At 47.5% G+C, this 14,158-nt stretch carries 12 protein-coding genes; 6 read left to right on the top strand and 6 right to left on the bottom strand.

Annotated features, from left to right (window positions below; translation table 11 throughout):
• Positions 1 to 7 precede the first annotated feature (7 nt).
• The 4 genes from bla to WBJ53_RS13015 all read left to right on the top strand — a co-directional run bounded on the left by bla (position 8) and on the right by WBJ53_RS13015 (position 5,073).
• Positions 8 to 904, top strand: a complete 897-nt coding sequence (gene bla / locus WBJ53_RS13030; RefSeq protein WP_338876567.1) for a class A beta-lactamase, subclass A2 — start codon at positions 8 to 10, stop codon at positions 902 to 904.
• Between the two features lie 133 nt (positions 905 to 1,037).
• A complete protein-coding gene (locus WBJ53_RS13025) occupies positions 1,038 to 2,447 on the top strand; it encodes a metallophosphoesterase family protein (protein WP_338876566.1) in 1,410 nt (469 codons plus the stop codon).
• A 208-nt stretch (positions 2,448 to 2,655) separates the two neighbouring features.
• Entirely contained in the window at positions 2,656 to 3,969 is a 1,314-nt protein-coding gene (locus WBJ53_RS13020; RefSeq protein ID WP_338876565.1) for an aminotransferase class V-fold PLP-dependent enzyme, read from the top strand.
• Positions 3,970 to 4,089: 120 nt separating this feature from the next.
• Positions 4,090 to 5,073: a Gfo/Idh/MocA family oxidoreductase gene (locus WBJ53_RS13015; RefSeq protein ID WP_338876564.1), complete on the top strand. Its 984-nt coding sequence runs from the start codon at positions 4,090 to 4,092 to the stop codon at positions 5,071 to 5,073.
• A gap of 13 nt (positions 5,074 to 5,086) precedes the next feature.
• On the opposite strand, the gene WBJ53_RS13010 is transcribed toward WBJ53_RS13015, so the two are convergent.
• From WBJ53_RS13010 to WBJ53_RS12995, 4 genes are all read right to left on the bottom strand, one after another.
• Positions 5,087 to 6,163, bottom strand: a complete 1,077-nt coding sequence (locus WBJ53_RS13010; RefSeq protein ID WP_338876563.1) for a hypothetical protein — start codon at positions 6,161 to 6,163, stop codon at positions 5,087 to 5,089.
• A gap of 6 nt (positions 6,164 to 6,169) precedes the next feature.
• Positions 6,170 to 6,805: an ATP-binding cassette domain-containing protein gene (locus WBJ53_RS13005; protein ID WP_338876562.1), complete on the bottom strand. Its 636-nt coding sequence runs from the start codon at positions 6,803 to 6,805 to the stop codon at positions 6,170 to 6,172.
• Between the two features lie 132 nt (positions 6,806 to 6,937).
• Positions 6,938 to 8,260, bottom strand: a complete 1,323-nt coding sequence (locus tag WBJ53_RS13000; RefSeq protein ID WP_338876561.1) for an ABC transporter permease — start codon at positions 8,258 to 8,260, stop codon at positions 6,938 to 6,940.
• 101 nt (positions 8,261 to 8,361) lie between these two features.
• Positions 8,362 to 9,273, bottom strand: a complete 912-nt coding sequence (locus WBJ53_RS12995; RefSeq protein WP_338876560.1) for an ATP-binding cassette domain-containing protein — start codon at positions 9,271 to 9,273, stop codon at positions 8,362 to 8,364.
• 290 nt (positions 9,274 to 9,563) lie between these two features.
• On the opposite strand from WBJ53_RS12995, the gene WBJ53_RS12990 reads away from it, so the two are divergent.
• The gene (locus tag WBJ53_RS12990; RefSeq protein ID WP_338876559.1) at positions 9,564 to 11,546 is read left to right on the top strand and encodes a zinc metalloprotease; all 1,983 of its coding nucleotides are present in this window, start codon (positions 9,564 to 9,566) and stop codon (positions 11,544 to 11,546) included.
• Between the two features lie 77 nt (positions 11,547 to 11,623).
• Here WBJ53_RS12990 and WBJ53_RS12985 read toward each other — a convergent pair whose 3' ends face one another.
• Positions 11,624 to 12,049: an RDD family protein gene (locus WBJ53_RS12985; protein WP_338876558.1), complete on the bottom strand. Its 426-nt coding sequence runs from the start codon at positions 12,047 to 12,049 to the stop codon at positions 11,624 to 11,626.
• A 96-nt stretch (positions 12,050 to 12,145) separates the two neighbouring features.
• The gene (locus WBJ53_RS12980) at positions 12,146 to 13,390 is read right to left on the bottom strand and encodes a dicarboxylate/amino acid:cation symporter (RefSeq protein ID WP_338876557.1); all 1,245 of its coding nucleotides are present in this window, start codon (positions 13,388 to 13,390) and stop codon (positions 12,146 to 12,148) included.
• 342 nt (positions 13,391 to 13,732) lie between these two features.
• Here WBJ53_RS12980 and WBJ53_RS12975 point away from each other — a divergent pair, with 342 nt between their 5' ends.
• Positions 13,733 to 14,020, top strand: a complete 288-nt coding sequence (locus tag WBJ53_RS12975) for a hypothetical protein (protein WP_338876556.1) — start codon at positions 13,733 to 13,735, stop codon at positions 14,018 to 14,020.
• The last annotated feature ends 138 nt before the right edge of the window (positions 14,021 to 14,158 follow it).

Here is a 14,158-nt window from a genome sequence, read left to right as displayed (position 1 = left end):
GCTCATTATGGTCAAGATTCCTCTACCAATTCTTCTCTTTAGTTTTACCCTCGTATTCGGCCAATCTGACCAACATTCTATTCAGAAATTAGAAAGCCAGATTGCTCAAATCGCCAGCGATGCCCAGGGAAAGGTAGGGGTAGCCGCCATGCTGGTCGAAACCGGTGAATCGGTCAGTTTGAAAGGCAATGAGCAGTTTCCGATGCAGAGTGTCTACAAAATGCCAATAGCCATGGCTGTTTTACACCTCGTCGATCAGAAGAAATTGGCCCTTAACCAGCGCGTTCCGTTTACTAAAGCCGATTATATTTCAGAACGGCAGCACAGTCCCATTCGGGATAAATTTCCGAATGGTTCCTCACTGAGCCTTTCCGAACTGCTGCGATATGCCGTTTCAGAAAGCGACGGATCGGCCAGCGATATTCTTATGAACCTTGCCGGAGGCTCAACGCCAATTATGGCCTATCTGAAAAGCCTGGGTATTCGTAACATCATCGTTAAGAATACCGAACGCGAAATCGGCAGCGACAATGCCGTTCAGTACAGAAACTGGGCTAAACCCAACGAGGCCGTTGCGCTATTGCGGCTCTTACAGCAAGGAAAAGGACTTTCGCCAGCCAGCCGGACCTTTTTGCTCCGAATTATGACCGAAACCGAAACGGGTCTCAACCGACTGAAAGGGCAATTACCGAAAGGCACCGTAGTCGCCCACAAAACGGGTACGTCCTGGACCATCGATGGCGTTACGGCCGCTACTAATGACATTGGGCTCATTACATTGCCCAACGGCAAACACATCGCCATTGCCGTGTTTGTATCCGACGCCAGAACCGATACCAAAACCCGCGAAGCCGTAATTGCCCGTATTGCCCGAGCAGCCTGGGATTATTGGGAAAAACAATAGGAAAACGGCTCTCTCCATAGTCCTTTTCGGGTCATAGTAAGTAAAACAATAGCTGGTCATTTGTTTACAGTTTGGTAATAGTATTCCGGAATCATCCTGGTAGCTTTGCCTATCAAAAACTTCCTCTTTTTTCATGCGGTACTCATCCTCTGTTTGGTATCTGTTTCTTCTATGCTGCCTGATTAACCTGCCAATGCTACGGGCTAATGCTCAGTCGGGTGGAGAGCTCGTGCGTGGGCCCTATCTACAAAGAGCGACGCCAACCAGCATCACAGTCCGCTGGCGAACGAGCACGCCCTCAACCGGCGTGGTGCGCTATGGCACATCGGGCAGTAAGCTCTCTAAAACAACCAGCGAACCCAGCGCTACCACCGATCATGAAATAACCGTGTCGGGTCTGAAACCGAATACGCAGTATTTCTATTCCATTGGAACTGCCGATGTAACCCTACAGGGAAACAACGACAATTTCTTTTATACCTTTCCAACCGAAGGCACTGCCAAGAAAACCCGGATCTGGTCGCTGGGCGATTTTGGTAATCATTCGGCCCGGCAGTTCAACGTAAAAAACGCGTTTAAAGAATACGTAAAAGGTATTGGTGACCCTTACATTGACCTATGGCTCTGGCTCGGCGACAATGCCTATAATCGGGGGCAGGATGCCGAATACCAGCATAATGTGTTTAGCGCCGATACGGGTTATGCGGGCGATCGGTTTATGAAACAAACGCCCATTTTTGCTACACCCGGCAACCATGACTATGCGGGCAACAACGACCTGCGGGTTAGCCTCGACATTCCGTATTATCAGGTAGTATCGCATCCAACTAAGGGCGAAGCGGGTGGTGTGCCGTCGGGAAGCGAATCCTACTATTCGTTCAATTACGGTAATATCCATTTTGTTAGCCTCGATTCGGACCGTTATGACGACAGCACCTACAAAGCTTCCAACGTGCGGTTTGGTGAAGGCAGTCCACAACTGGCGTGGTTGAAACAGGATCTGGCAGCCGCTCAAACTAATCCTAAAATCACCTGGATCATTGCATATTGGCACCATCCGCCCTACACGAAAGGCACGCACGATTCAGACAAAGAAAAACAGCTTCGGGATGTCCGGATGAATCTGCTTCCGGTGCTGGAGCAATACAAGGTCGATCTGGTAATGGGCGGTCATAGCCACGTTTACGAACGGTCGGGTTTGCTGAAAGGGCATTATGGCGATGAACTTACATTCGACGCCAGCACCCATACGGCCAATAGTGCCAGTAAACCAGCCAGTCAGCCAGGAAAATCAGAAAGTCATTTTGTAAAAAATCGCAAAGCGGCTGTCAACGAAGGTACGATCTATGTGGTTAATGGCGATGGCGGAGCGGGGGGGGGTCACGTAAAAACCGGCACGGCGCAATGGCCACATAACGCAATGGAGGTCTCCTATGATGGCGTGGGAGGGTCTATGTACATCGAGATTGAAGGCAACAAACTGTCGGCTACCATGATTGCGGGCGACGGCTCGATTCAGGACCAGTTTACGATAAGCAAGTAAGGCCGAATTACTTTTATAAAACCTGAGACTACAACCAGCGGTTGTTTTGCCGTTATAGATCGAGGATACCAGGGCTTACCATTAGGCATAGCGGTATTTTTGCCAAATATTCAATAGATACCAGCCTTTTTGGCCTAGCCATTAATTGGTTTAAACTAAAAAACCGTAGTTTTACCATATATCGTTCATCCTCAGAACATAAGCTATCATGTCATCCCGCAGAACTTTCTTCCGACAGACCGCAGTTGCTGCCACTGGTGCGCTCACGTTACCTTCTTTTTTACCCGAAGCCTTTGCCAAATCGATTCCCTCGGCCGACATGGGACAGAAATCGGCTACAGAATGGGCTCAGGATGAAGATTTCTGGGCGTGGGTGAAATCAGAATATACCGTTTCCCCTACCATACTCAACCTGAACAATGGCGGGGTGTGCCCACAGCCGAAAGTGGTTCAGGACGCTCACATCCGATTCTATCAATATTGTAATGAGGCCCCATCATACTACATGTGGCGCATTCTGGACCAGGGGCGCGAATCGTTGCGTGCGAAACTGGCCGACCTGGGAGGCTGCTCGCCCGAAGAAATAGCCATCAACCGAAATGCTACCGAAGGACTGAATACGGTTATTTTCGGCCTCAACTTAAAGGCTGGGGACGAAATTGTATTGACAAAACAAGATTACCCAAACATGCTGAACGCCTGGAAACAGCGCGAAAAGCGGGATGGTATCAAATTAGTGTTTCTGGACCTGGATTTGCCGAGCGAAAACGACGACGTACTTGTCGATACATTTGTGAAAGCCTTCACGTCTAAAACCAAAGTCGTGCATGTTACTCACCTGGTTAACTGGGTAGGCCAGGTGCTGCCAGTACGTAAGATTGCCGATGAAGCCCACAAACGGGGTATTGAGGTAATTGCCGATGGCGCCCACTCATTTGCGCTGTTTGACTTCAAAATTCCTGATCTGGGAGCTGATTATTATGCTACGAGCCTTCATAAGTGGCTCTGTGCGCCATTCGGGAGTGGCATGTTGTATATCCGCCAGCCTAAAATTAAAAACGTATGGGCACTCCTCTCGAACAATGAACCGGATGGGCCCGATATTCGCAAATTCGAGAGTTTAGGAACCCGATCATTTGCGTCGGAAATGGCGATCGGAACGGCGGTTGATTTTCATAATAGCATTGGTTCTGCCCGTAAGTTTGCCCGCGCCCATTACCTCAAAAACTATTGGATGGAGCGCGTTAAAGACCTGCCAGGAGTGAAACTTCACACATCGCTCAAACCCGAATTTGCCGGAGCGGTTGCTCTATTTTCGATCGATGGGATGAAAGCCAGCGAGGTAGACGGGCAGTTGATGAACAAATACAAAATCCATACAACAACAATTGATTGGGAGCATTTTCACGGAGTTCGGGTTACTCCCCACGTTTATCATTCGCCTAAAGATCTGGATCGGCTGGTTACGGCCATTTCGGCCATTTCGGAGAAACAGGCCGTTGCCAGTAAGAAAAAAAGCTAGGAAACCCGTTGATTATAGTTGAAAAAATAGAGCAGATGTGGGCAGAAAACAGATAGATTCTGTATACATCTGCTTTTACATTCAGCAAGTAGAACCAGGAAAAAGATCAGGATTAGTTATATGGACCAGTTGAATTGGGGTATCATTGGTTGCGGAGACGTAACGGAAGTAAAAAGCGGACCCGCATTTAATAGAATTCCTCATTCGACACTGGTAGCGGTTATGCGCCGGGACCCCGAAAAAGCAGCCGATTATGCCCGCCGGCACAATGTTCCAAAGTGGTATACAGATGCTGACGAACTGATCAATGATCCTGATGTGAACGCGATTTATGTAGCTACACCTCCAGATAGTCACGCTGACTATGCGATCCGGGCAATGCGGGCAGGAAAACCTGTTTATGTAGAAAAGCCAATGGCCCGAAATGCCGCCGAGTGCGAATCCATGAATCAGGTAAGCCAGGAAACGGGGGTTCCGCTCTTTGTGGCCTATTATCGACGCGCTTTGCCTTATTTCCTGAAAATCAAGGACCTGGTCGACCAAAAAGCAATTGGTGATATTCGGTACATACGGGTTCAGTTGAACTGGCAACCGTATGCAGAAGAAGTGGGTGAAAACCCTCTGCCCCGATGGCGGGTTTTTCCCGAAATTTCGGGGGGCGGACACTTCCATGATCTGGCGTCACATCAGTTCGATTTCCTCGAATATGTATTTGGACCGCTAAAAGAGGCCAATGGGATAGCCAGAAATCAGGCTGGTTTATATCAGGCTGATGATATTGTAGTGGCAACATTTGAGTTCGAATCGGGCATACTCGGAACAGGTAGCTGGTGCTATACGGTGAATCGGGAACAACGCATCGACGAAACGCAATTTATTGGCTCCAAAGGCAAAATTACTTTCTCCTATTTCGAAAATTACCGGATCAAAATTGAAACCGAAACAGGCATCGAAGAAGTGACAATTCCTTTCCCGGATCATATTCAGCAACCCTTACTTGAAATGATCGTCGACGAACTTCGGGGTATTGGTAAAAGCCCCAGTACGGGCCAGACAGGAGCGCGGGCCAATTCGATTATGGACCAGATAACAGCCAGAAAATAAGAGCGCTACGGTATCAATAGTGGGTTCCTACTTTGCGTTGACTACGTAACCAAACTGCAACAGCTCCAATCCAGCCAATCAGTAACCATGCCATTGCGGGCAATCCAAACATGATAATAATGAGGCCGATAACAAATCCGGCCACAACCCCCGACAGCCAGCGTTCGGGCAGCACTTCATAACCGTAGGCAAGGCTATGCATTAGCAAAATCCAGCCCCACCCTGTCAGCCATAGCCACGCTACATAATCGAGTCGAATGTCGGCCGGACAGTTACGCAGCAAAATAAGCAGTTCCGGGAGCCAGATGACTGCGAATGTCAGTGCATACCGGCCCAGGCGCTGTAGCCCGGAAAATGGCATATTAGGCAGCAGCAACAAGTACCGACGCTCAAAATGGCTAATCTGCCCACCTACCTGCGAATGCGCCAGTACAGCCAGCAATAGGCCAATTAACAGTAGTCGTTCATCGTAATCGTCCGTTGGATATAATCGGCAAACACCGGCCAGTATTAAGCCCGAAAATGCTTTGGTCAATACTAGCGACAGGGGTTCGTGTCGGAGCCAGTAGGTCGGAAAAAACAGTTCATAAGGTAGTTGCACCGATAACCGGAATAAACGAATGGATTCAGAACCGGGGTGTTTTAATCGGTAATTGGCGAATAATGCCCCAACAAATACAAGTATGCCAATAAACAGCAGGATAGCCACCAGCGCCAGCCATTGTTGATAGGAAGCCGCAATTTTTATCATCCAGCCTCCATAGCCAATAATTGGCATCAATAAGCTAATCTGTATGACAAACCACATGGCCCAACGCTTTGGTGAAGGAATGAGCCAGAACGTTCTTATAAACAGATGTTCGGGAGCAGCCAGTTGCTGCCCCACAAACGCTATGGTTTTCAGCAGGTATAATGTCCAGAGTCCAAATACAATAGCTAATAGAAAGGGGTTTCCGATTGCCGCCGTAATGAGTGCTTCGTGTTCGTTAGCCCGCAAAAAGCCAAAAGCAAGCAGAAATACGACCAGAAATGTACCGGCATTCTGTACGTAAAAAGACGTAACAAAAATCCGATTCAGTACAGTGAGCATATGCGGTCAGGTTGCGGGTACAATTTCTCCATTGCCAACCTGCCAGGTGCTGGCAATCGGTAATCCCGTCAGGGCAACATCCTGATGTGAAGTTAACCAGAACGACACCTGCCCGGCGGTATTAAGCTGTTGTATAAACTCAAACAGCCGGGCGGCAGTAGTCACATCCAGTGTTGTTAGAGGCTCATCGAGGAGCACCAGTCGGGGCTTTCCTAACAATGCTAATAGCAACGATAATTTTTTAAGCATACCACTCGAAAACGTACCGGTCGGCTGCGTCCAGAATTTATCGACGCCCAGAAGTTCAGCCAATGCATCAATTTGGCCAGCCGGGGCCTGTTTGGCTTTGCCAACAAAACCCGTCAAATCGCGGGCTGTCAGGAAATCAGGATAAACCGGTTCAGCTTCGGCATAATTTACCCGCATTCGATACGCAACCGAATCGCGATTGATTTCATACTGATTGTCGAGAATAATTTGTCCAAAAAACGGCAAAAGGCCCGCAACCGTCCGAAAAAAGGTTGTTTTTCCTGACCCATTGCCGCCCCTGAAATAATGAAAACCAGCCGGAAGCTCTAACATAGGTATTGTCAGAACCGTCCGGCCAGCATAGGCTTTGGTGAGGTTAGAAACAGAAAGCAAGCGGAGAAACGAGTTTATGGTATTTGGTTTACGGTAGCGCTGCGTGAGTAGAGATTGGTTTGTAGTTTATGGTTGCTCCGCCCAGGAAGGATGTAGGCTAACAGGCAGCGCTACCGTAAACCATAAACCGAATCATGCCTTATAAAACACCCATTTCGAGAGTTCTTTGTAGGTCACTTTTTTACCATACATCAGAATGCCAACGCGGTAGATACGAGCTGCCAGCCAGGTGGTCCCCATAAAGCCCAAAACCAGCAGCACCATCGACAGAATCAATTCCCAGGCAGGTACGCCAAACGGAATCCGAACCATCATCACAACTGGCGATGTAAACGGAATCATCGATGTCCAGAAAGCCAGGGCACCATCGGGATCTTTGATAACGAACTGGGCTACCGCAATAGCACCAATAATGGGAATAGTGATTGGAAACATAAATTGCTGCGTCTCCGTCTCGTTATCGACGGCGGCTCCAATTGCCCCGAACAGAGCACTGTAGAGCAGATAACCGCCCAAAAAGTAAAAGAGAAAACTCGCTACAATCAACGGAATATTAAGCGTTTCTACGGCTTTCAGTACGCTGGCCACGGCACCGTTTTTAGCCTTGTCGGTTTTAGCAACCTGGTCGGGTGAGGCTACTGCACTTGAATTTTGCATCGCCTGTCGACCCCGCTCAACCTTATCTCCTACCAATGTGCCGCCCACTGTAAATAGCCCAATGGTAAGCAAAATCCACAGCATAAACTGCGTCAGGCCCACCAGCGCAACACCCAGGATTTTGCCCAGCATTAGCTGGAAGGGTTTTACCGACGAAATAATAACCTCGACAATCCGGTTTGTTTTTTCTTCCATAACGCCCCGCATCACCTGGGTTCCATAGATAAACACGGAGATATAAATCAGGAAGGCGCAGAAATAGCCAATAATGGTCATCGCAATGGCATTGCTACTCTTTTCGCCCCCTTCGCTCAGGTTAATGGTTTGTGCATCGACATTGACCTTGGCGTCTTCAATCACTTTCTGGGTAATCCCGGCCTTTTCTAATTTAATTGTCTCGATCTCTTTCGAGATAGCCCGTTCAATATTACTCTGCAAGGCCAGACTAACGCTTTTCTGCGCAAAAATCTGTACGGTTTTGGGTTCTTCGATTACATTTTTCGGGATAAATACCAGCGCATCGTATCCCTGTTTGACAAACTCTTTTTTGGCTACGGCCAAAGGTTGTTTTGAATAGGAAAATGACGTTTCGTCGTCGTTCTTGAACTTGTTGACGAATCGTTTACTCTCATCGACAACCGCCACTTTTTTCTGATCGATCGAACTAACGGCTGCCCAGCCGATAATGGCATAGAAAGCAAAAATCAGCATCGGGCCCAAAATGGTCATGATCAGAAACGACCGTTTCCGTACTCGCGTCAGATACTCCCGTTTTATGATTAGAAAAATTGTTTGCATACGATTAATGATTGAATTGATGAATTGTTGAATGATTGAGTTGCGGTTGAATTTTCCATGTTTGGGTTATTCAATTATTCAACCGCACGGCAGACCGTAATTCAATCATTTACTTCTCCAACTGCCTGGATAAAAATCTCATTCATACTTGGAATATTCTCGCCAAATGCCCGAACTGCCACCCGGTCGAGTAAGAGTCTGATCAGATCGTTAACGGCTGCATCGGGCGGGATCTGAATATCGGTCCGCAAAAATTCATCCTCAACTGGCTGAGTTTTCAAGACTGAGAATGCAGCAGGCAGTTCTCCCAATTCGCCCTGATATTCGACGTGGTATGTATTTGTTTTGAATTGATCCTTAATGGCTCGCTTTGGCCCATCGAGTACTTTCCGCGAACGGTTAATGAGTGCAATGTTATCGCATAGTTCCTCAACCGACTCCATGCGGTGCGTGGAGAAAATAATGGTTTTACCCTTATCGCGCAGTTCCAGAATTTCGTCTTTAATCAGATTGGCGTTGATGGGGTCGAACCCGGAAAACGGTTCATCGAGAATAATCAGATCGGGTTCGTGCATCACCGTAGCCACAAACTGTACCTTTTGCTGCATCCCCTTAGAAAGGTCCTGAATTTGCTTATTCCACCAGGCTTTAATATCGAACTTTACGAACCAGATTTTCAGCTTTTCCATAGCTTCTTTTTCGCTCAGGCCTTTCAGTTGCGCCAGATAGAGCAGTTGCTCCCCTACCTTCATTTTCTTATACAGGCCGCGTTCTTCGGGCAGATAGCCAATGCGCTGGATATGATCGGGCTTGAGCCGTTCGCCACCAAGTATAACTTCACCCGCATCGGGGGCCGTAATTTGATTGATGATGCGAATAAGTGATGTTTTTCCGGCTCCGTTTGGCCCCAGCAGACCAAAGATACACCCTTGAGGAACGGTTAGACTTACATCATCAAGAGCACGATGCTCGGCATACTGCTTAACAATGTGATGGGTTTCGAGAATATTCATATATAAAAATTGTCAGTTTAGGCTAATGCTGACTATAGGGTAGATCAAACCTACACACGAATAGGCTGCCAGCAAAAAAGATTCGGTTAAGTGGTGACTGGAGCCAGACGAATGGCGCTCTTTTTCTGTATTCGTCTGAAGGAAGCAACGAGTCACTAAAAAATAACAAAGGTTACTGTTGCCCTGTGGTTAAGCCGCAACGACTAACCATGATACACCTAAATACCCGGACAATCATGGGAAAACAAAACCCGAATCAAAGCACAAGAAAACGTCGCACTTGTGCAACTATGGACGAACATCAGCGTCTCGTCTATTTATCGCCTGAATATAGGCGCCGACGCCGAGAGATTGAACTGGAAACCCGCGCTTTTATTGAACGTTATGCCGAAGAAGGGCTTCGTACGGGTATTGTACGCATTCCAGTTGTTGTTCATGTTGTATGGAACACCGCCGGGCAAAATGTCAGTGATGCGCAAATACAGTCACAAATAGACGTATTAAATGCTGACTTTCGCCGAACTAATGCCGATACAGGCAGTATTCCGGCAGCATTTACCGGGGTAGCCGCCGACACTCGAATTGAGTTTGCTCTGGCTGTTCGGGACCCAAACTGCGGCTCAACAAATGGAATCACTCGTACTCACACCAATACGACCGGCTTTACCTACGCCACCCTTAACAACGTAAAGTCGGTGGCTACGGGTGGAGCCGACCCCTGGCCATCAGATCGTTACCTGAATATGTGGGTAGCTAATTTTACAGATAGCCTGCTTGGTGTGGCTACGTTTCCTGGTGGGCCAGCCGAACTGGACGGGTTTATCGTTGATACGCAGGCTTTTGGCACAATAGGAACAGCGGCAGCACCTTTCAATCGAGGGCGTACCGCAACCCACGAAATTGGGCACTGGCTCAATCTGCTTCACATTTGGGGAGATGATCAGTCTCTTGCCAACACCTGTAGTCAGTCTGACGAATGTGCCGATACGCCCAATCAAAGCATTATGAACTATGGTACACCGGCATTTCCTCATATTTCCTGCGGAAACGGGCCCAACGGCGATATGTTTATGAATTACATGGACTATGTTGATGATGCTGCCATGTTTATGTTTACCCAGGACCAGGCCACCCGTATGAATGCAACATTGTCGGTAGCACGTTCAGGTATTCTCTCATCCGATGGCCTGATTCCGGTTACGGAAGCTCCCACACCCGACTTATGGATGCAGGATAATGCCGATGACACCGGTGCCGAACCCGACCCTAGCCCAAATCCTATGTGGATCAGCGACGATATCTGGGTGCGTAATGGGGCAGATGGTTTCATGAATCAAGATCATCAGAACCCATTAGGAGATCAGCTCAACAAAGTTTATGTTCGTATTCGAAATCGTGGCTGTGCAGGTGCAGCCGCTCAATCGGGCACCGTAAAACTTTACTGGGCCAAAGCATCGAGTTCGCTATCCTGGCCTGCTCCCTGGGATGGCAGTGTAACAGCGCCTGCACTTATGGGCGGCTTGATTGGAAGTCAGGCCGTAACCGTTGTGGGAGGAAGCCACGAAATTTTGTCATTTGACTGGGCAGTACCCGACCCATCGGACTATGCTGCTTTTGGGGCCGATAAAGCCCATTTCTGTTTGCTCGCCCGGATTGAGACCTCGCCTGCTTCACCTTTTGGGATGACCACTCCCGAAACCAGCAACCTCTACGCAAACGTACAGAACAACAACAATATAGTTTGGAAAAACGTATCGGTTGTCGATACCGATGGCGATGGAGGGCGTTTTGCCGATGTAGTCGTGGGCAATTTCGACCCAAAACCCCGAAAAATCCATCTGGTTTTCGAAGCTCCTAAACGTGCGAGTTTTACGTTATTCGACTGGGGTCATATTCTCATTGAGTTTCGCGGTGAGGCATTGGCCGCTCTTGCTAAAGGAGACGTAAAATCCCGAGGTTTTGAACGGCTGAACGACGGTCGGCTTATCCAGACTCAGCCTTTCGCACAAATTCTGGGTCTGGAACTTAAGCCAGGCGAGTTCGGCACAGTTCATATTCAGTTTGTACCCAATGGCCGCGTTGCAACAGGTGCACAGGTTTTTGAATTTGATATGACTGAGCTGAACGAAAAGGAACAACGCATTGGCGGTCAGCGGTTTTTGCTCAAAACAACTACCGGCCGAAAACGCCCCTGCTGGGATAAACAACTCAATACGTTCGACGGTGTGGGCTGGACAAATTCCAAACAACATAATTGCGCATGCGGTTGCTAGTTCCCAATTGCTTACTCTTATACTAAGAAGAACCACAGCCAACCTTGGCTGTGGTTCTTCTTATTGGGTTGTACATTTTATGCTTTTACGACAATGGTTTTTGCCCATTTATCGCCAAATCGTTTGCTATCCCCGCTAAATACCATCAGCGCATCGACAATGTTAAAGAAGGGAATGAGCAGCGAAACCTGACGGGTAATGGCCGTTCCATAATCGCCTTCGAGACTGCCACCCGTTTCTTCCTTAATTGCTTTTATACCCATTAACTTTTTGCCAATACTTTGACCACCCAGATACCCATTTGTGGCCGGTAAAGCATCTTTCGTTAGCAAGTAGCCGATGGCAATAACATAGCCTACTGTTACCAGATTATAAGAAATCATCATTAATACCCAGGCAGGTACATTGCCAATAATACCATCGATGAATGCAGCAACAAAGCGTTGTACGGGGGTCGCTTTTACGTATGTAGAAACTGGAGTGAAGGTAGGTTGCACGAGCATACAAGGTTTAGAGTGAAACAAATCGAAATAACTCCTCTAACCTACAAAAACGACAGCGAACCACCATGCAATTTTGTACAATGTGCGAACTGTTTACTAAGCGGCAATCTCTTCTGAATCAACAGGCTGTGTTCTAAATTCGCCCTCCCATTTCGAGATTACACAGGTAGCAACAGCATTGCCCGCTACACTGGTTGCGCTACGGCCCATATCGAGAACCTGATCAATCCCCAGCAGCAAAGCCAGGCCTTCGATGGGCAGGTCAAAAAGAGACATCGTTCCGGCAATAACTACCAGCGACGCCCTGGGCACCCCTGCAATCCCTTTCGAGGTAATCATGAGGGTAAGCATCATAGTAATTTGCTGTTCGATGCTCAGCGGCACATGATAGGCCTGCGCAATAAATGCCGTAGCAAACGTCATGTAAAGCATAGAACCATCGAGATTAAACGAATAGCCGAGTGGCAATACGAATGAGATGATCCGTTCTGAACACCCAAACCGGCGCAATGCTTCAATGGTTTGCGGAAACGAAGCCTCCGAACTAGCTGTACTGAACGATAGAATAATGGCTGAGCGTACCTCTTTCAGCAGTGCTATATAAGGAATGCGAACGGCCAGACAGATCAGCCCAAGAACAACGAAAATGAAGAACAGTAATCCGCCAAAGAAACAGAAAATCAGATAAACATAGCCCGTCAGAATACTCAGTCCCTGTTTGGCCACCACGGCGGCAATAGCCCCCAATACACCATACGGCGCAAACGACATAACATAGCTGGTCACCTTGAACATTATGTGCGACAAGGCATCCAGCGCCTTGATAATGACCTTACCCTGCGCCCCTACCGATCCAACAGCAACCCCAAAGAAGATACTGAATACAACGATCTGAAGAATTTCATTTGTAGCCATCGCTTCTATAAAACTCGTTGGCACAATATGTGTGATAAAGGTATCGAAGGTTAACTTTTTGACCTCAACACCCGTATCGGTCCCCTTTGCGGGTAATGGTAAATTCATGACCTCGCCGGGCTTCATGATATTGACAACCAGCAGCCCTACAATCAGCGACAAGATGGTAGCGAAGTAAAAATAGGCGAGTGTTTTAAGACCAATTCGGCCTACAGTACCAAAATCACCGAGTTTGGCAATACCAACCACCAGGGTCGCAAAGACAAGCGGCCCAATAATCATTTTAATGAGCCGTAGGAAAATTTTGGAAAGTATGTTTAAATCAGAACCAGAAAAGCCTGAACCCGTATCCGGGAAAAAGTAGCCGATCAGGATACCGATCACCATACCCAGAAAAATGCGGGTTGTCAAATTGGGGAGTTTCATGCAAGTAGGTCAAGTAGCCGTATCGACAAATGTAACAGAATTGAAGCACTCCTGAAAATACAACTGCCTAACCAATGAGGCTCTATGACGTTATTTCGTGGCTTTACAACCTCTAAAACACCGAATAATCTACTTTTTTTTGCAAAAAAGGCTTGTATGACTTAATATGCATTTAATCCGGCTAATTAGTCTACAAAGAACTATTCACTTAAATGTATGCTTATAAATAGGTTTACGATAAGCAAACAGTAGCCACATTAGAGGATAAATAAGTATATCAGTTAAGCGAAATGGCGTCTTAAATAAAATATCATCAACAAGTTGGGTTCCACCCTTAGGATCATGCAACAATCGATGCCGATGGTGCCAACTGATCAGAAAAAACGGCAGGCGGGTTCCCTGATCAACAAAATAAATTTCAGCGTCTGTCGTCTGCTGATCGACAATCTGACTAACCCAGTCTTGCCGAAACAGCAGGAAATTCAGTCGCAAATGAACAATGTCGCCTTTCAGGCAACCATCAAACCTAATTATATCGACGGGCGGAAATGGCGGGCTGAGTCGCTCAAACAAAACCCGATTGAACCCTTGCCAAACCGTAGTAATTGGCTGATTGACATGAGTTTTTAGTAGTATATGCATGCGCAGATTCCGGTTAAAAAGGAAGCGAATGAACCATAACGATTACCCTTTACAAACAATAAACCGTCTTTTGTGGCCCGCTCAAACGCTCATGGCCACAAGAGGCAGTTTAGTTGTTTTTTTACT

The sequence above is a fragment of the Spirosoma sp. SC4-14 genome (assembly GCF_037201965.1).
Taxonomy (GTDB): Bacteria; Bacteroidota; Bacteroidia; order Cytophagales; family Spirosomataceae; genus Spirosoma.
This window is presented reverse-complemented; position numbering and strand designations above follow the sequence as displayed.

Coding starts and splice junctions, on each gene's coding strand:
- bla (WP_338876567.1), top strand. CDS start 8: ATGGTCAAGATTCCTCTACCAATTCTTCTCTTTAGTTTTACCCTCGTA.
- WBJ53_RS13025 (WP_338876566.1), top strand. CDS start 1,038: ATGCGGTACTCATCCTCTGTTTGGTATCTGTTTCTTCTATGCTGCCTG.
- WBJ53_RS13020 (WP_338876565.1), top strand. CDS start 2,656: ATGTCATCCCGCAGAACTTTCTTCCGACAGACCGCAGTTGCTGCCACT.
- WBJ53_RS13015 (WP_338876564.1), top strand. CDS start 4,090: ATGGACCAGTTGAATTGGGGTATCATTGGTTGCGGAGACGTAACGGAA.
- WBJ53_RS13010 (WP_338876563.1), bottom strand. CDS start 6,163: ATGCTCACTGTACTGAATCGGATTTTTGTTACGTCTTTTTACGTACAG.
- WBJ53_RS13000 (WP_338876561.1), bottom strand. CDS start 8,260: ATGCAAACAATTTTTCTAATCATAAAACGGGAGTATCTGACGCGAGTA.
- WBJ53_RS12995 (WP_338876560.1), bottom strand. CDS start 9,273: ATGAATATTCTCGAAACCCATCACATTGTTAAGCAGTATGCCGAGCAT.
- WBJ53_RS12990 (WP_338876559.1), top strand. CDS start 9,564: ATGGACGAACATCAGCGTCTCGTCTATTTATCGCCTGAATATAGGCGC.
- WBJ53_RS12985 (WP_338876558.1), bottom strand. CDS start 12,049: ATGCTCGTGCAACCTACCTTCACTCCAGTTTCTACATACGTAAAAGCG.
- WBJ53_RS12980 (WP_338876557.1), bottom strand. CDS start 13,390: ATGAAACTCCCCAATTTGACAACCCGCATTTTTCTGGGTATGGTGATC.
- WBJ53_RS12975 (WP_338876556.1), top strand. CDS start 13,733: ATGCAACAATCGATGCCGATGGTGCCAACTGATCAGAAAAAACGGCAG.